The sequence below is a fragment of the Ruegeria sp. BE1 genome (assembly GCF_056538885.1).
Window position 1 is genome coordinate 797587 of record NZ_JBQFTY010000001.1, and the last position, 16772, is coordinate 814358.

The 16772-nt window shown below is 54.7% G+C and carries 20 protein-coding genes, 1 tRNA gene and 1 pseudogene; 10 read left to right on the plus strand and 12 right to left on the minus strand.

The window, feature by feature from the left end:
• Positions 1-17: 17 nt before the first annotated feature.
• The 3 genes from ACR0J5_RS03980 to ctaD form a co-directional block, all read right to left on the minus strand.
• Positions 18-512 (minus strand): DUF2244 domain-containing protein, encoded by a 495-nt coding sequence (locus ACR0J5_RS03980; protein WP_480650631.1) that lies wholly within the window; start codon positions 510-512, stop codon positions 18-20.
• A gap of 44 nt (positions 513-556) precedes the next feature.
• Positions 557-1156 (minus strand): DsbA family protein, encoded by a 600-nt coding sequence (locus tag ACR0J5_RS03985; protein ID WP_480650633.1) that lies wholly within the window; start codon positions 1154-1156, stop codon positions 557-559.
• 129 nt (positions 1157-1285) lie between these two features.
• Positions 1286-2944: a cytochrome c oxidase subunit I gene (ctaD, locus tag ACR0J5_RS03990; protein ID WP_480650635.1), complete on the minus strand. Its 1659-nt coding sequence runs from the start codon at positions 2942-2944 to the stop codon at positions 1286-1288.
• A 308-nt stretch (positions 2945-3252) separates the two neighbouring features.
• On the opposite strand from ctaD, the gene ACR0J5_RS03995 reads away from it, so the two are divergent.
• Positions 3253-3672, plus strand: a complete 420-nt coding sequence (locus ACR0J5_RS03995; RefSeq protein ID WP_480650637.1) for an HIT family protein — start codon at positions 3253-3255, stop codon at positions 3670-3672.
• Between the two features lie 313 nt (positions 3673-3985).
• Here ACR0J5_RS03995 and lipB read toward each other — a convergent pair whose 3' ends face one another.
• Together lipB and ACR0J5_RS04005 are read right to left on the minus strand one after the other, a co-directional pair.
• Positions 3986-4642 (minus strand): lipoyl(octanoyl) transferase LipB, encoded by a 657-nt coding sequence (gene lipB / locus ACR0J5_RS04000; RefSeq protein ID WP_480650639.1) that lies wholly within the window; start codon positions 4640-4642, stop codon positions 3986-3988.
• A gap of 39 nt (positions 4643-4681) precedes the next feature.
• A complete protein-coding gene (locus tag ACR0J5_RS04005; RefSeq protein WP_480650641.1) occupies positions 4682-5341 on the minus strand; it encodes a DsbA family oxidoreductase in 660 nt (219 codons plus the stop codon).
• Between the two features lie 143 nt (positions 5342-5484).
• Between ACR0J5_RS04005 and ACR0J5_RS04010 the strand changes: the two genes are divergently transcribed.
• Both ACR0J5_RS04010 and ACR0J5_RS04015 read left to right on the plus strand, forming a co-directional pair.
• A tRNA-Leu gene (locus tag ACR0J5_RS04010) sits at positions 5485-5571 on the plus strand.
• A 223-nt stretch (positions 5572-5794) separates the two neighbouring features.
• Positions 5795-6052, plus strand: a complete 258-nt coding sequence (locus tag ACR0J5_RS04015; RefSeq protein WP_480650643.1) for a hypothetical protein — start codon at positions 5795-5797, stop codon at positions 6050-6052.
• A gap of 69 nt (positions 6053-6121) precedes the next feature.
• Here the strand turns inward: ACR0J5_RS04015 and ACR0J5_RS04020 are convergent.
• The 4 genes and pseudogenes from ACR0J5_RS04020 to ACR0J5_RS04035 form a co-directional block, all read right to left on the minus strand.
• Positions 6122-7123 (minus strand): annotated as a pseudogene (locus tag ACR0J5_RS04020) (recombinase family protein); the annotation flags it as partial.
• Entirely contained in the window at positions 7081-7380 is a 300-nt protein-coding gene (locus ACR0J5_RS04025; protein ID WP_480650644.1) for a hypothetical protein, read from the minus strand. The pseudogene ACR0J5_RS04020 and the gene ACR0J5_RS04025, both read right to left, overlap by 43 nt.
• Before the next feature lie 228 nt (positions 7381-7608).
• Positions 7609-7905: a type II toxin-antitoxin system RelE/ParE family toxin gene (locus ACR0J5_RS04030; protein ID WP_480498687.1), complete on the minus strand. Its 297-nt coding sequence runs from the start codon at positions 7903-7905 to the stop codon at positions 7609-7611.
• Positions 7902-8153 (minus strand): type II toxin-antitoxin system ParD family antitoxin, encoded by a 252-nt coding sequence (locus tag ACR0J5_RS04035; RefSeq protein ID WP_480650647.1) that lies wholly within the window; start codon positions 8151-8153, stop codon positions 7902-7904. Before ACR0J5_RS04035 ends, ACR0J5_RS04030 begins: the two co-directional genes overlap by 4 nt.
• 64 nt (positions 8154-8217) lie before the next feature.
• On the opposite strand from ACR0J5_RS04035, the gene ACR0J5_RS04040 reads away from it, so the two are divergent.
• From ACR0J5_RS04040 to ACR0J5_RS04050, 3 genes are all read left to right on the plus strand, one after another.
• Positions 8218-8955, plus strand: a complete 738-nt coding sequence (locus ACR0J5_RS04040; protein ID WP_480650649.1) for a hypothetical protein — start codon at positions 8218-8220, stop codon at positions 8953-8955.
• Positions 8956-9122: 167 nt separating this feature from the next.
• Complete coding sequence (locus ACR0J5_RS04045; RefSeq protein ID WP_480650650.1) at positions 9123-9533, plus strand: hypothetical protein; 411 nt, start codon at positions 9123-9125, stop codon at positions 9531-9533.
• 8 nt (positions 9534-9541) lie between these two features.
• Positions 9542-10111 carry a hypothetical protein gene (locus ACR0J5_RS04050; protein ID WP_480650652.1) on the plus strand — a complete coding sequence of 190 codons (570 nt, stop codon included), beginning with the start codon at positions 9542-9544 and terminating at the stop codon, positions 10109-10111.
• A 9-nt stretch (positions 10112-10120) separates the two neighbouring features.
• Here ACR0J5_RS04050 and ACR0J5_RS04055 read toward each other — a convergent pair whose 3' ends face one another.
• The gene (locus tag ACR0J5_RS04055; RefSeq protein WP_480650654.1) at positions 10121-10537 is read right to left on the minus strand and encodes a hypothetical protein; all 417 of its coding nucleotides are present in this window, start codon (positions 10535-10537) and stop codon (positions 10121-10123) included.
• Between the two features lie 182 nt (positions 10538-10719).
• On the opposite strand from ACR0J5_RS04055, the gene ACR0J5_RS04060 reads away from it, so the two are divergent.
• A complete protein-coding gene (locus ACR0J5_RS04060) occupies positions 10720-11322 on the plus strand; it encodes a helix-turn-helix transcriptional regulator (protein WP_480650656.1) in 603 nt (200 codons plus the stop codon).
• A gap of 162 nt (positions 11323-11484) precedes the next feature.
• On the opposite strand, the gene ACR0J5_RS04065 is transcribed toward ACR0J5_RS04060, so the two are convergent.
• The gene (locus ACR0J5_RS04065) at positions 11485-12099 is read right to left on the minus strand and encodes a relaxase/mobilization nuclease domain-containing protein (protein ID WP_480650658.1); all 615 of its coding nucleotides are present in this window, start codon (positions 12097-12099) and stop codon (positions 11485-11487) included.
• Positions 12096-12452 carry a hypothetical protein gene (locus ACR0J5_RS04070; RefSeq protein ID WP_480650660.1) on the minus strand — a complete coding sequence of 119 codons (357 nt, stop codon included), beginning with the start codon at positions 12450-12452 and terminating at the stop codon, positions 12096-12098. The genes ACR0J5_RS04065 and ACR0J5_RS04070 overlap by 4 nt, the downstream gene beginning before the upstream one ends.
• Positions 12453-12736: 284 nt before the next feature.
• Between ACR0J5_RS04070 and ACR0J5_RS04075 the strand changes: the two genes are divergently transcribed.
• The 3 genes from ACR0J5_RS04075 to ACR0J5_RS04085 are packed head-to-tail and all read left to right on the plus strand — an operon-like array spanning position 12737 to position 16679.
• The gene (locus tag ACR0J5_RS04075) at positions 12737-13720 is read left to right on the plus strand and encodes a glycosyltransferase family 2 protein (RefSeq protein WP_480650662.1); all 984 of its coding nucleotides are present in this window, start codon (positions 12737-12739) and stop codon (positions 13718-13720) included.
• Between the two features lie 5 nt (positions 13721-13725).
• On the plus strand, positions 13726-14667 hold the full coding sequence (locus ACR0J5_RS04080; protein WP_480650664.1) for a hypothetical protein: 942 nt from the start codon (positions 13726-13728) through the stop codon (positions 14665-14667).
• On the plus strand, positions 14664-16679 hold the full coding sequence (locus ACR0J5_RS04085) for a tetratricopeptide repeat protein (RefSeq protein WP_480650667.1): 2016 nt from the start codon (positions 14664-14666) through the stop codon (positions 16677-16679). Before ACR0J5_RS04080 ends, ACR0J5_RS04085 begins: the two co-directional genes overlap by 4 nt.
• The last annotated feature ends 93 nt before the right edge of the window (positions 16680-16772 follow it).

Sequence of the window (16772 nt, forward strand, 5' to 3'; positions counted from 1 at the left end):
TTGGAAATCTGAAACGGCTACGACTGCGCGACCGGTTCGCGCAGTTTTTTCATGAGGTCATCGTATAGCGCGATCCGTTCATCCTCGGACAGGAACGCGCCGATCTCGACCTCGCGACCGTCGCCTGTCAGGGTGACATAATTCGGCACGGGTCCACCGCGTTCATGCATTTCAGGCCGGGCCCAGTATCGGTTGCAGGTCCATTCCTGCTGACCGCTGCGCGGATCGTGATGCACCAGATGCGCCTGTGTGCCGGTCAGGGTCAGAACTTCGAACACGCTGCGCGCGCGGTAGTTGGTCTGGATCGCCAGCCAAAGCCCCAGCACCGTCAACAGCAGGAAGGGCAGCAGCCCCCACAACACCACCGATCCCAGCATCGCCAGCACCGGGATCAGCCCAAACAGAAACACCGACAGGATCACATACATCGCCCCGCGCGGTGGCAGCGAGTTATGCGGCCAAAGGCGCAGTTCCTGTTCCGTGTCAGAGGTCTGATTCCAACGATAGGGCATGGCGGAAAACTAGCGTATTGCAGGTTCGAGTCTAACGGAAATGATCAGGCCACGTGGCCGACCCGCGCCCAGGACAGCGCATCGTCCAGCCGGTCGTCGCCCCAGAAAACCTCTCCGCGGACAACAAGGCTTGGGGCGCCGAATATGCCCAGTTTTATCGCCTGATCCGTTTGCGCCTCAAGCGCGGCCACCGTGTCGGGGCTGCGGGCGCGTGCCAGGATCATGCGCGGGTCTTGCTGGCACCTGTGCAGGGCCTCGGTGATGGCGGTTTCGCTGCCGGCCTCGACGCCTTCTTCGAACCAGATGCGATAGAGTATTTGCGTAAATGCCTTGCCCCAGCCATCCCCCATCCCCAGCAGCGCCACCTGATTGGCCAGTGCAAGGTCCGAGATCGGGTAGGGCGCAGGCAGGCGGGCATGGATGCGATACTTGGCGGCGCGGCGCTCAATATCGCGCCACATATAGGCGGATTTGACCGGTTTCCCTGCAAAAGGGATGTTCTGCTGGTCCTGCATCACACTGCGCACATTGAAGGGCCGCCAGTGGACCGAGGCGTCTTTTTCAGCGCACCAGTCATCCAGTCGCATGATGGTCAGAAAGCTATAGGTGCTTCCGATCGAGTACCAAAAGTCAATTTCAGGCATGAGAGACCCCCGGACTGCCGGTTGTGTCATCACCCACAGGATACCCGATTTTTGGGCATCTGGCGAATGCCTGCGTCACAAAGAAAAAACCCCGCCGGTTTGGCGGGGTTTTCTTTGGCTTTGGCGGGATCAGTGCGCGTGGCCCTTGTCCCAGTCTTCCTGCTTTGGCAGCTGCTCGAACGTGTGCTCGGGCGGCGGCGAGGGCAGGGTCCATTCCAGCGTATCCGCATATTCGTTCCACGGGTTCGGACGCGTCTCTTTCGCGCCGCGGAACAGCGCATAGAAGACAATGCCGAAGAACAGCAGGAACGAAGCGAACGAGATGAACGCGCCAATTGACGACACAAAGTTCCACTGCGCGAAGGCCTCAGGGTAGTCGATGTAACGGCGCGGCATGCCCTGACGACCCAGGAAGTGCTGCGGGAAGAAGGTCAGGTTGGCGCCAATGAAGAACAGCCAGAAATGAACTTTGCCCCAGAATTCCGAGTACTGACGGCCCGTCATTTTGCTGAAGTAGAAGTATACGCCCGCAAAGATCGCGAACACGGCACCCAGCGACATCACGTAATGGAAGTGTGCCACCACGTAGTAGGTGTCGTGATAGGCACGGTCGATACCGGCCTGCGACAGCACCACGCCGGTCACACCGCCAACGGTGAACAGGAACAGGAAGCCGAAGGCGAACAGCATCGGCGTCTTGAACTCGATGGAACCGCCCCACATGGTCGCGATCCACGAGAAGACCTTAACGCCTGTGGGCACCGCGATGACCATCGTGGCCAGCATGAAGTAGGCCTGCTGACGCAGCGACATGCCAACGGTGTACATATGGTGCGCCCACACAACAAAGCCCAGAACACCGATTGCGATGATCGCCCAGACCATCGGCAGATAGCCAAAGATCGGCTTGCGCGCGAAGGTCGCAATCACGTGGCTGATGATGCCGAACCCGGGCAGGATCACGATATACACTTCCGGGTGTCCAAAGAACCACAGGATGTGCTGATACAGGATCGGATCGCCGCCACCGGCCGGGTCAAAGAAGGTGAAGCCAAAGTTGCGATCCATCAGCAACATGGTGATCGCGCCTGCCAGAACCGGCAGCGACAGCAGAATCAGCCACGAGGTGACGAAGATCGACCAGCTGAACAGCGGCACTTTGAACAGGGTCATGCCCGGGGCACGCATGTTCAGGAAGGTGGTGATCATGTTGATTGCGCCGAGGATCGAGGAGGCGCCCGATACGTGCACGGCGAAAATCGCAAGGTCCATGGACATGCCGCCCTCGGTCGTGGACAGCGGCGGGTAAAGAACCCAACCAACGCCCGAGCCGAGCTGGTCATTCCCGCCCGGAGACAGCAGCGAGGCCACACCCAGCGAGGTACCAGCCACGTACAGCCAGAAGGACAGGTTATTCATCCGCGGGAACGCCATATCCGGCGCACCGATCTGCAACGGCATGAAATAGTTGCCAAATCCGCCGAACAGGGCAGGGATGACCACAAAGAACATCATCAGAACACCGTGATAGGTGATCATGACGTTCCACAAGTGTCCGTTGGGGGTGCACGGGTCGGCCATGAAGCCTTCGAGGCACATGTACTGAACGCCGGGGTGCATCAGTTCAAGGCGCATATAAACAGTCATCGCAACCGAGATCAAACCGGCCAGCGCCGAGACGATCAGGTAGAGAATGCCAATGTCCTTGTGATTGGTCGACATGAACCAGCGCTGGAAAAAGCTGCGCTCGTCCTCATGGTCGTGACCATGAATGGCTGCGTCTGCCATTATTAGGTGCCTCCTGTTGCATATGCAGCGCGCATTCGGACCTCTCCGACGCGCGGGTTTCCTGCTGGTTTTAGAATGCGAAAGGGACGCCTTCAATGGTCGAGTTTGATCTGGATCAAGAATAATTGTCGCGGGTCGGAGGAAAACCCGCGAAATCTTGGCCATCAACAGGGTGTATCTGGCAATGAGCCTCTGATTTTCAAGAGGCCGATCTGGCGGTACGCAAGGTCGTTGGCAGAGTTCCGCCTTGACCCTTTGGGGTGGGGGTCGCAGAACTGTGCGCAACAGCCGACATTCGGAGACAAAAAATGGCCGCTTACGATCCCGACAACATCTTTGCCAAGATCCTGCGCGGAGAAATCCCCTCGACCCGCGTGTATGAGGACGAAGACACGCTTGCTTTTATGGACATCATGCCCAGGTCCGACGGACATTTGCTGGTGATCCCCAAAACGCCCTGCCGTAATCTGCTGGATGCGTCACCCGAACAACTGGCGGCCGTGACCGCGACAGTTCAGAAACTGGCCAAAGCGGTGGTCAAAGCATTTGACGCGGACGGTGTCACCGTCCAGCAGTTCAACGAGGCCGCAGGCGGACAAGAGGTGTTCCACCTGCATTTCCACATTCTGCCGCGTCACGAAGGCGTATCGATGCGCCCGCCTGGCAACATGGGAGATTTCGACCTGATTGCGGCTCATGCGGAAAAGATCAAAGCGTCTCTGGGCTGAATTCGGGTCAGGCATGGGCCTTGAAATGGAATTGCCGTTCCGATTTGGGGTCGGAACGGCAGACTCGTAACCAAACACTTGTCCGAATACCCGGTTTACCCAGGATCACCGGTTTAACACACCACTCACTCTAGAACGGTAGTTATAGGATAACGTGAAAGACGCGGCTTGTATCGTTTTGAGTCTGCTTTTCGACGATTTTGCGCAATTTTATTGAGACGGCGGGCGCATTACGGCCAGCTTAGGAAACAAAAGGGTTTTAAGGGCGCGGATTGTTACAGCCTCTTTCGGAGTGTAGCGATTCGATGCTGTCTCAGGCGGTGATGGGCTGGAAGTTTTCGGCAAAGGTTTTTTGCAAGGCAACATCAACATCGTCCAGTGTCACCGGCAACCCAAGGTCAATCAGCGAGGTCACCCCGTGTTCGCTGATGCCGCAGGGAACGATGCCCGAGAAATGCTCAAGTTCAGGTTCGACATTGATCGAGATGCCGTGAAAGCTGACCCATTTGCGCAGACGCAGGCCGATGGCCGCAATCTTGTCCTCGGCGGGCTGGCCAGATGCAGTCAGCGGTTTGTCATGGCGCTGCACCCATACGCCCACACGCCCGTCGCGGATTTCGCCCTGAACGTTGAACTCGGCCAATGCGGCGATCACCCAATTCTCAAGCTGTTTGACGAATCCCCGCACGTCCTTGCCGCGCTTGTTGAGGTCCAGCATCACATAAGCGACGCGCTGACCGGGGCCATGATAGGTGTACTCGCCACCGCGCTTGGCCTCATAAACCGGAAAGCGGTCTGGATCAGTCAGATCCTCGATCCGGGCCGATGTGCCTGCGGTATAAAGCGGTGGATGCTCCAGCAGCCAGACGCATTCATCCGCTTCGCCCGCAGCGATCGCGGCGACCCGCGCCTCCATAAAGGCGATGGCGTCGGGGTAGTCGACAAGCCCTTCGGTGATCTTCCATTCCATGGCGGTTCCATATCGCGCGGGATCGGCAAGGAAAAGGGGTCAGGCGGCCTCGGCCAGACAGCGCTGCAGGATCTGGGCATAGGCATCCGCACCTTGCGCGCCGGTCAGCAGGTACTTGCCGCCAAAGACCATCGAGGGCACGCCCGAAATGCCCCGGCTGGACCAGAACTGTTGCTTTTCCCGCACCGGCGCGACGTGTTCCCCTGAGCTGAGCGCGGTTTTGGCAGTCTCAGGGTCCAGACCCGCAGCCGCCACCGCCTCGAACAGAACATCGTGTTCAGAGACATCCTTTTGGTCGGTGAAGTAAGCATCGAACAACGCCAGTTTCAGCGGGTGCTGACGCCCCTGGCTTTCGGCCCAATCCAACAACTGATGCGCCGCAAACGTGTTCACGATCCGGCTGTCCTCATCGAAATTGAAGGTAAAGCCCATTTCCGCTCCAATGGCCGTCAACCTTTCGCGGGCCTCCTGGCTTTGTTCCGCGGTCGAGCCGTATTTCTCCATGATATGCTCGCGCAGGTTTTGACCTTCGGGCGGCATGGTCGGGTTCAGCTCAAACGGGTGCCAGCGCAGCCGCGCCAGCACGTTTTCCTGCTGCAAGGCCTGATCCAGCTGCCGGAACCCCACGATGCACCAGGGGCAGACCACATCCGAGACAACGTCGATCTGCACAACAGGGCGAGGGTCGGGGGTGGTCATGATTGATCTCCTGGCGTGGGGAAAGGGGTGGAAGACATCCTTACAGATATGAACGTTGGATGGGAATTCAAACCGGCGTGTTTTTGCCTCTTCACATCCGGATCATCACCGTCTATACGCCCCTCTACCAAGTCACAGGCAGTGCGGTCGTGGCGGAATTGGTAGACGCGCAGCGTTGAGGTCGCTGTGGGGTAACTCCCGTGGAAGTTCGAGTCTTCTCGACCGCACCATTTCACATTTTGATGTGAAATCCGCTAAAAAATCAAAAATTACAGACGTTTGCGGAGTTCGATATCCGTTTTCGCGATCGTATGCCAATGGGGCTTTGAAAGCCGCTTTTATGATGGTTTTCTTAACGATGAGCGATCCGTTTTCATAGATATTCCAAGGGCTTGAGGGGAAGTCTCGCAAGAGTTCGATAATTTCACCTATAGTGCGTGTGGGCTTCGTGGTGTGGGACAGCTTATCGGTCAGCAGCAGCTTGTCTTCTTCCAGCTTCGCGATTTTGCTTTCAAGCGCGGCCATTACTTTTGGATTCGAAATCTCGATCATGCGCTCAACAAGTGCGTCTTGTTGTTTGTCCAACTCTTTGTGTTGACGTTTGATTTCGGCCCTCGCTTGCTTGGCTTGGTCGCCGCGTTGATCCCATGCGTCTTTCAACATGGACATCGCGATATCGAGCATGTTTTTGCTCGGCGTCAGAGAGCGTAAGATCGCCTCAAAGCCTGTGTCAATTTTCTCGGCACGAATACCCTTGCGATACTCTGAGCAGCCTTTCGTCTGGCAGTTGTAGTAGGGGTAGCGTCTGCCAGTGGCGCTCCGTGCATGGTAGGCGGTCATGGGCTTATCGCAACACGCACAGTTCACCGCGCCGCGTAGTGGGAAGTCTTCGTTGATGTCAGGGCGCTTGGCCGCAACACCTCGGCCAGTTCGTCGCTCTTGGATAGCCTCGAATGTTTCCAGTGAGATCAGTGGTTCATGATGACCTTTGCGGCGCGTGATGCCCCATGGCTCATGCTCGACATAGCCCGCATAGATCACTCGGTTCAGCATGTCCGTTACTTTCTGCTGGCGGATTTTCCCATCCGGTAGGTCTTTGGGAAAGTCAGGCTGGCTCTCCAGAAAGCGCCGCACATCCGCCTGTGCTGAGAACCGGCCAGAGGCATAACCCTCCAATGCTTCCTTGATGATGGTGGCGATGGGTTCAACACGGGTGAGCAGTTTGCCGTGTGAGCCTGTTTTCTTGTACTCGTATCCGATAGGGGCGGCGAAGACGGAATAGCCGTTCATCATGCGACCCTTCATCCGGTTGGAGGTTTGTTCCGCATTCTTCTCGCGTTGGTGTTGCGCGACCGAGGCCAGCATGTGTTCTACAAGACGCGAGTCGCTATCTTCGCCAAATTCAATGGATGGGCTTTCCAAGATACCACCCGCATCGCTGAGCGTTTCGCGCAAGGCAATATGGGCCTGCACATTGCGGGCAAAGCGGCTGATGTCGTCAATGATGACAACAATGCTGTCTTTGGGATGCAGGCGCAGGAAGGCCAGCATCCGATCCATTGCGGGACGGCGTTCGAATTTGCCGGACATATCGTCCATGAATACCTCAACCACATCATAGTCTTTGTAAGTGGCGTATTCCCGACAACGGTTCTCCTGAGAGGCCAGACCATCTCCTTCGCGCACCTGCTTGGCCCCAGACACGCGGGCATAGATCACGGCCTTTGTTGGTTTTGATGCTACTCCTGCCATTGGTCCTCCTCTGCGCGGGTCTGCGCCCATTTGTTGTTCAACAAGGATACCAAATCCGTGGAATCCTGATCCAATGCTTCTTCATTTTCTCCACAGATTTGCGGGATGGGGTGCAGGTCGTAACCGAGATCGACAAACATCACGACGATGGACCATAGAGTTTCGATCATTTCCTGTTGCTGATCCAGCGGCATGTCGCTGTCTTCCAGCATGGCTGCATAGACTTCCCAATCCACGGAGAGGCTGGGTCGAATAGGCATATCTTTTTTATCTGGCGGACAGGTCATGCACGCGCTCCTTTCTCTAAAATGTTTTGGTGATGGGTTCGTTCCACTATGGTCTCGCCATAGGCTGGAATGAGAACAAATATAGAACATATAACCACATCATCTTGCCCCACGCAAGAATAATTCTTCAATTATCCTATGCGCTTAGATGTGACCTTACCGTGGCAGGCCCACGGTCATCTCAGGTGAAAGGAGGGTGCAAACGGGTGATCGAGAGTGCTGAAACGATTACCCAATGGGGTTTTCGGGCCAGTTCTCACGGCCATGACGCACACGCAAAATTCTGACCATCCGGTTATCGTCAACCAGATAGATGATTACATGCGCATGCACCGGATGGATGCGGACGGGTGGGGTGATTTCATCTCGCAGACGTGCCATCTCTGGATTGTCGGCAATCAGTTCAATGGTTTGGTCGATCTTGTCCTGATAGGCTTCGGCCTGCACGACGCCAAAGTCTTGAACGCCATCAATATAGATTTGGATCAGATCGGCTTCCGCCTTTGCAGAAAGGCGGTAGTTCATTCTGAGGCTGTAATTCCTGCCTGTTGTCGGGCAATGGCGCGGATTTCGGCGAGGGATTTACTGCTGTCCTCACTAGCCATCGCTTCATCGACCAGACGTTGCATGGCAGCAATCTTGGAGGCACGATCCTGATCATGGCGGATGAGGTCACGCATGTACTCACTGGCGTTGTCGTAACGTCCGGATTTCATCTGCTGCTCCACCCAGTCCCGCATTGGATCAGGGAGGGAAATATTCATGCTGGCCATATCTGGTCCTCCTACGCATAGTATGTCAGAAAATGACAAATATTGCCATAGGAACATAATCCTCATGTCATTTGATCCAAAGAGCAAGCCGCGTAAAGCGAAGCTTTACAAAGCTCTAGTAGCGGCAGCGGAACTGGCAAATGAATCGTTTGATCAGTTCCTACAAACGCCGTTCAACCCACCATGGAGCTTGGCGGATAACTATCGGCGCAATCTGCAACGGGGAGAGTATTCAGCAATTCGGGCGAAGGTGCTGTATGAATTCCTGCTCAATCATCACTTCAATGTCGCGCATCTGGAAGCACCCGAGATATTCCCTGAGACGCCAGAGATGCTGTGGCGGGAGATTTTGGACGCGCGCGCGATATCGGATCGGTTTCGATTGGCCATGGTGTCCACGGCGATGGGGATCATTGAGCGTGAAAGCCAGTTGAAATCAGCGGACTCTGCTATTCGGCTTGGTGAGCGATTTTGCTTCGAGCTAGATAGTGAGGCTGATGGGCACGTGGTTGCATTCCAAGGTGTGAGGGGTCAATGGCATAACATCCCGCTCGGCTCAGACTGTGAACCATGCGCTGAAATTCAAGCAGGTCAAAACCGTCTGCCAAAAACGATGGAAGGGAAACTTGATCCCTTGAGAGAAAACCACGATGAGGGCCTGCACGATTTTGTATTAGTCACTGCGCAGACAGACGACATCCCAACTGATCTAAAAAACCTCATCACTTGGGTTGCTGACAACCCGTGCAACTTGCACCGCGTCACGGTTCAGGTGGTAGGTGGATTGACTGATATCAGTTAACCGACGCCGAATGTTCACAAGACGGTCTTGCCCTCAGTCTGACCATCAATTTGAAGAGTACCTACGCATGTATGTGAGATTTGCACATATCAACTGAGGTCGGCTAAGCTCCTCGATTGCTCATTCTAAGTGTAAGATTTAAAGGAAGAATAATGCCAGATAGTAGGGTGCAGGAAAAAGAACTGCTAAAGCGATTTGAAGTCAAAGCCATAGCTGTTTTAGTGATACTGCTGGGGAGTGTCGGTTTCGCTTTTGATTTCCTGTTGCGGGCCAAGGAATACCCGCAATTAGCGCTGGTGATGCTGGGAACGATTGGTTTGGTTATCGGCTTTGTCTGCTTGATTTCCGCCTTCTATATGGCTTTCGTTCTGAAAGTTAGCCTTGATGAAGCCGACGAGGCCACTAACGAAAATACTCGTTTTATCAAGCTCAAGCGGGGCATCTGGCGCGGCTTCGTGATCGCGCTTGGTTTGTGTTTTCTTGTCGCTGGCTATCTGACATGGGATGTAGCATTCCAGAATTTCGGGAAGCACTTAAAAGCTCTACGAGTGCATATTGAAGATCAAATTACTGACTAGAGGCCGCTATGGGTACAAAACAAAAATCAGAGCATTTTCTAACTGTCAAAAACCATATGGAGCGCGACTCAAGGCTCGACGTATGGAGCGTTCATGGTATCGGCCCTTATACCCATCCAACCGAGGAATGGGTCAGGATGTTTCTTTCGGTGACGATTGATGTTGAACTTCCTGAATACTTGCAGGAGATGTTTGACCGTGCTCAAGCTTGTATTGTGTATGGCTGCTATCACTATCCCCTTTTTACACTTGGTATCGAAGAACTGCTCCGTTTTGGCGAAAGTGCTTTTCGCGAGGCGATCAAGGAGACTCGGCCGTCAAAGTCGGTTCTCAGAAGAACTTATGCTGACTTGCAGAAATGGGCATACGAACAAGGGATACTTGATGATGTTGCCGTCAAACGCTGGGGCGCATCGCGTGATTTGAGAAACTCAGTCAGTCACAAGGACGGACCACACTTACAGGGACCCAATGATGCTTGGTCTCAACTGACGGTCACTAAAGAAATGACCGAAGCGCTCTTCCAAAGCTGTCAGGATCACGCAAACAGAAACCGCGTGTCCCAAAGCGTAGGGTAGACAGAGGCTCTAAGTTCTATAGTGACCGCCCAAGATCGGTTTGAGAGCTTCATTGCAAGGCCAGAGCTTTGCCCATTCCTGAGCACCTTGGGTTTTAAGTTCGCCATATCGTGAAGGATCGCCCAGTTTGGCGATTTCCAAGTCACTGAAGAAATCCTCAGAACGACCAAGATCACTTGCAATGGAAACGGCACCCGTCGCTTGGGCTAAATGAACCGCATCAAAGAAACACGGAATGGTCACGTCATGCGCGAACGCTTGCCGTTCTTCTTTAGTTGGAATGAGAGATGCATCTTGCTCAATCTGCGCCCGAACCAGTGGCAACTCTGCCAGATGCCCCAAAAGTTGGAAAATCCGTGTCGCGGCCTTTGGATGTGTGGCATGATTGATGCTGTTTTCTTCGTCTATTTGTTCGATCACAACCATGATGGCGGCAATACTAACTATTTTGGTCCTAAGTATCTCCCAGCCTTCGCTAGAGTACCAAAGCGGGCATGAAAGCCGCCAAGGAGCGCGGTGTGCATGTCGGACGGCCCAAAATGTCAGACACGATGGAAAGGGCGCTTGATGAACTAGCCGAGTTGCACGTTGCATAGGCACGATTTGCGTTGTTCCTTTGCCTGCGCGTGTGGGTGCGACCGTCAGCAGATGGCGATCTCCTTTATAGGAGATCCATTCCATTTTCCGAGCGTAACCATCTCGTCGAAGCGATCAGAGCAGGTGTGCCGCGTAAGGTCTGGGGTGTCGATTTCAAATCCGCTTCTGATCTCGAAACAAAGCTCGGAAGAGCTGGTATTGAAGACAGGTTTCGTTTGTTTCACCAAAGATCATCCGTCACTTTTTCCATGCCCAACGCTGACGGCACTTACTCCGGTGCCGGGGTCGGCATTGGCTTCGAAGATACCGGCCCTCAATTCCTCAAAAGACTGTCCGAATCCGGTGGCGCATTCGCCGTCGCCTCTTTTGCCGCTTATGCGCAGATGCTCGCCCTTTCAAAGAAAACAGGACGCACGTCCCCGTTGTCGCGACGCCAAGCGGAAATATTACAGCTTCTGGCAGCCGGATATCGTCTGGCCGACATAGCAGACAGGCTCAAGATCAGTGACTCAGCCGTCAATCTGTATCTCGCCAATCTGCGCAACAAACTGAACGTCAAAACCAAAGAACAAGCGTTGGCGATGGCCATCTCCAACGGATGGATTGAGCCCTGAGACGTGACCAATATGGAGAATTCTCCATATTGAAGTCATACGCTTTGAAGCCTTTTCTGGAAGCCACGTAAGGTCTTAGCGAGAGGTTCGGTCAACCTTTGATGCAGAAAACTCAACTGCTATCTCTGCCGTTTCCTTTCGCGTTCTTCGTGAAGAAACGCCTTATTTCCTTACAGTTTTCAAAGAACGGAACTCTCTATGTTTAATTCCGGTTACCTGCTGGAACGCTTGCTTGATCTCGCGTGGGTCAAGATTCTGGTGTTTAGCTTGCTGCCATTCTTCCAATGTGAAGTTTAGGGGGGACTTGTTCCCATAGGTTGCCAAACCATCAGGCAAGTTCCATCCATGATCCAGAAACAGGTCTCGCGACACATCCCGCAGCTTGTTCTTGAAATGGGGCAAGTTGATTGCCTTCATTTCGTCCGCGTCAATGCGTGACCACACCACATGAGCGTGGCGGCGGCCTTCTTTATCATGGAGGATGATTGCGCGGGGTTGGTTGCTCAGGCCAAGCTGTTCTTCGGCGCGATCCGCCGCGTTGATAAACGCATCCTCAGTGACGTCATGCCCAGTAGGTGGGTTTAAACTCAGTGAAAACATAAATTGCTTGCATTGGGTTGCTTTGGAAATCGCGTGTGTCTCGGACAAGGCACCATGAAGTTGTTCAGATAGAAATCCCCTCAACTCTAAGCAAAAGACATGATCATTGTCACGGTCGTTCATCAGATGATCGGCCAGAGCTATAGCGCCACCGCGTTGGGAGCCTTTGAGGATCATGATTTGACCCCCAATGCTTCAATCAACCTAGCCCGCATCCACGCGACCTCAGCGACGGCGCGCTTGAGGTCATCCTCCAATTCCTCGTCAAGAATCAAAGTCCCTTGGTTCAGATGTTTGGCGATTTGATTGAGGTTGCTGGATGTGCGGGTTTGGCCAAGACGTGCAAGAACCTCGGCCAAGAGCTGTTGCTCCGCAACAGGTGGTTTTTTCCGCCTACGGTATTTGGGGGCCTCGTCGGCAAAAACCACAGACTTGATGTATGATGCCAGCGGCATAGACCCAGCTTGGGATTCCAGTCGCTTGCGTTCAGCATGGGTCAATCTCAAAGAAAACGGGGCAGGGCGTGTCATGGGCGCGGCCCCCGCAGAAACGATTTGTCGTGATCTTTCAGGATGTCATGCCAGCGCTCTAGCTCGTTGAATACCTCATCCAGATCAGGGGTGTTTTTGTCATCAGAACAGTTCGAAGTCGCTCTTTTCGAGCGCACCATTTTCCCGAAAGCCGAAGTTTCGCCACAGCCTTCTGGGGCTGTCCTGCACCAGTTAGTGTGCTGTTGACGATAGACGCAATTCCGATCTCGCCCCTTCCGAATAGGTTGTGTATGACGAAGGGCAACGAAAATCGGGAAATATCGATGTCGCAGGCCATTACCGTATTCACCACGATGAAAAACGAAGGCCCCTATATGCTCGAATGGGTCGCGTTTCATAAGACGTTGGGGGTCGATCATTTTGTGATCTTCACCAATGACTGCGATGACGGCACCGATGATATTGCCCTCCGGCTGCAAGAGTTGGGGCTGGCCACGCATGTCTCGAACGAAGTGAAAGAGGGAGGCAACCCGCAGCATCAGATGCTGCGCCGGGCAAGGCGTCAGCCAAAGGTGAAAGAGGCTGATTGGTTGCTGTGTCTGGATGTGGATGAGTTCTGGAACATTCGGCATGGGGATAACAGTTTCCACGCACTGATCGACGAGGTTGAACACCGGGCAGGGCAGCCTGTGGACGCGATCTCATTCGCTTGGAAACTATTCGGCAGCGCCGGGAATATCAGCTTCGAAGACCGGCCCGTGACCGAGCTGTTCGGGATGGGTGATCAGGAATTTCCCTATCACTCAAGCCGGGCCTTTGGGCTGAAGACACTGTTTCGCAATAACGGAAAATTCACGCGTTTCGGGCCTCATCGACCGAAAGGGATCGAAGAGGGCAAGGAAGGCGACATCGCCTGGTCGGATGCAGGCGGCAAATTGTTTCCGGCCCAGGATGTCGGATGGCGGGCCTGGCGCGGGTTTGACCACTCGTTGGGGCGGTTGCATCATTACTCGGTGCGCTCGATGGACGGGTTCCTGATTAAGCGGGACCGGGGGCGGACAAACCACATCAAGGTGGATCAGGGACAGTCCTACTGGCTGGACATGAACGTCAACAAAGAGGCCGATAGCTCCATCCAGCCCATTGCCGGGCGCGCGGCCCCGCTGCTGGCGGAGTTGAAGGGCGACCCGAAACTGGGCGAGTTGCATGCGCGAGCCTGTGACTGGCACAGGGCCAAGGTTGCTGAAATCAAACTGCGTCGGGATTGGGTGGATTTTCGGATGTGGCTGGCGGATAATCTTATCTGAGGACCATGGCAAACGACCTATCGAAAGAACAGCTGAAGCCCGAGCACCCTGATCGCAAGACAGGGTATGAGCGTATTCTGACCGACCCCGCGCCGCCGTGGTTTGTCGAGCTGTATCCCGGTGGGGACGGGGCCGGGTTTCTGCAAAAGCTGGAGCGGCATTCGGTTCTGTTTCACCAGCGGGCAACCTCTCAACTGGTTGTCAGTTTTGACAATATCGCTAATGCGAACGACCTGTCCTTTGCCCGCGAACCCTGGGGGTGGAAGTTCTTTCGCGATGAAGGTTGGTCACATATGGGGGTCTTTGCGCGCACAAAGGCCTGGTATCGCGACCCCGAAATTATCTCATATTTACAGAATCGCGCGGCCGAAGGGTTTTTCGATCAGTTCGATCAGGTTGCATTTGCTGGCGCCTCAATGGGTGGCTTCGGGGCGTTGACCTTTTCCGCGCTTGTACCCGGTTCAACGGTCGTCGCCTTCAATCCGCAGACATCATTGGATGAGCGTTTGGTGCCGTGGGAAACCCGCTATCGCTTTGGGCAGGTTCAGGATTGGGATCTGCCGCTGAGCGACGCCGCCCAGACGGTCAGAAAGGCGGGCAGGGCCTATGTGTTTTATGATCCGCATTTTGAATTGGACCGGATGCAGGTCCAACGCCTGCAAGGGGACAATGTCCTTTTGCTCAAGACCTGGCATGCCAATCACTTTGCGGCCCCCATGTTGCGCAAGATGGATATCCTCAAGCCGGTCATGAAAACAGCAGTCAAGGGTGAACTGGAGGCCACGGATTATTACCGCATGGCCCGCGCGCGTCGCGGTTTGCCCATGGTGATGCGCGGCATCGAGGCGCTGGCAGGTGAGCGTCATCCTACGCTGACACAACAGGCGCGCCGAAGGTTCCGCCGTATGCGCCGGGCCGCGTTGGCCGAGGCCGAGAAATCCTCATGACGGGGTCAAAGGGCGTGTTCATCGGGCAGCGCAAAGACCGAATGGGCGCGCGCCTGCTGATGATGCTGACCTGCATCCGTCTCGCCGAAGATTTTGACACCGGCTACAAGGTGAACTGGTTTCCGCAGGGGGCGGATGCGCCCGAGTTGGACGAGCCTCGGGAATTGTTCACGCAAAGCTGGATGGACGAGCATTTCCTCGGCGGTAAGGCCTTTGACAAGCTCACCAAGGGTGCGCTGCCGATCTGGTCCTTTCAGGGGGACAAGGCCCCCGACCGCCTGATCGCCCATTTGAATGCGGGCCGCTCGGTTTTGGTTGAGGAAGGATTCGAGGTTCTGGCTTTTCCGTGGGAGGATATCGAGGCCATCCGCCCGCGTTATCGCGATTTCATTCACCAGATCGGGTTCACGCCCGAGATTCGGTCGATCATGGATCGTGCCGATGAAAAGCTGTCGGGGCAGGGCGTGTCGGCCTACCACATCCGGCGCGGTGATATTTTGAACACGGCCCCGTGGAAGCACACCACCTGGCCAGCCAAGATCGAACCAGAAGAGCTGTACGAAGCCCATCTTGCGAAAAACGCGGGGCAAACAGCGATCATGTTTTCTGATCAGCCGGAACTGATCAGCCGGTTTCAGGAAAAGTTCCCGCAATTGCTTCGGATGTCGGATATTGCCGATGTCTCGGGCATGACCCGCGCAAAGCGAGACTTTCTTGAACTTTATACGATGTCGCGGGCAGATCAGGTCATTGCGCCTTTCATTTCAGCGTTTTCAATGGCCGCGGCACGCATCTCGGGGCGACAACGCTTTGTTTTCAGGGATGTGTTATCCGAGGAAGAAATGGCGCAAGCCAATGAGCGGATGATTGATCGCTTGCGGGACGGGCCAGATAGGTATTTGAACCCGTCAGAAGCCGCCCATGTATACTCAAAGGCTGCTTTTGTTCTGCACGGTCTTGGTGCTGGGGATCGGGCTGAGGAGGCACTGAATCTTTTACAGCCGATTCTGGAGACGGGTGCCGATAACTCGTTTCTGCCTTTGCTGCAGGCGCTGAACTACTTCTATCTCAGACGCTGGCCCGAGGCGCTCGGGTTGATTGATGAAGCGCTAGCCAACCCTGGGCTTTGGCCCGAGGATTACGCGGTCGCCACTGCTATTCGGGCAGCGGTTTTGGGCGGCATGAAAAAACGTTGGATCGCTGCTCAGACCTTTAGTCGGGCGTATTGGACAAAACCGATGCGCCCTGATGTTATCATCTTGGGTTCAAGACTGGTCTATCGCGATCAGATTTCCCATCGCGCGTTGCCTCCTGTTGATTGGGTTATGTTGAAGAGCGTTCGGCGACCCTGGTTCAACTACAATGCGCATATTGCACAGCGAAAGGTTCTTGTGCGGCTGCCCTGCAACTTTGATTTGATATTGTTGGATTGGTCGTCGCTGTCGATTGACCAGAAAGCAAAGCGGCTGACGGCAAATTCTGCGCGAATGTCCACGCTTTTGGATGGGCTGCACAGCTCAACCCAACTGCCCGAGGATGTGGCCCTTTCGGAAGATTCTCCGGGATTTCAAAGCGTGAAGTCACTTTTGAAACTAAGCATTGGCGAGATTCCGGTTCACAACGCGATAGATACCGCCAGACATGCAGTGCGGGCGGTTCCAGATTATCCTCTTTTTCACAAACGGCTGGCAGAGATGTATGAAAAGGAAGGGGATTTTGCGAAAGGACGGCTGGCCATGGCTGATGCTTTGTCTTGCGATCCGGGCAATCCGTTCTTGGTCTTTGCCATGGGCGACTTCCTCGCGCGAAATGGGGCCGAAGATCAGGGGCAAACTCAAATCATTCAGGCTGCGGATATGGATGATGGCACCGCTGCAATTCAGGGTGAGGCCGGGCGAGTCCTGTTGCAGAGGGGCGAAAAGGAAAAGGCGAGGGGCTATCTTCAAAAAGCGCGCGACCTGTGCCCCACCTACAAGCGCTTTTCAAATCAGTTAGAACGGGCAGGTGGATAAGCGGTGGAATTTACTTGGTTGCGCGGGCAAAAGAACGTAATTTAGCCGCGATATTCGAGCGTTATCCTCCGTTGGTTTGGGGGCAACAACAAG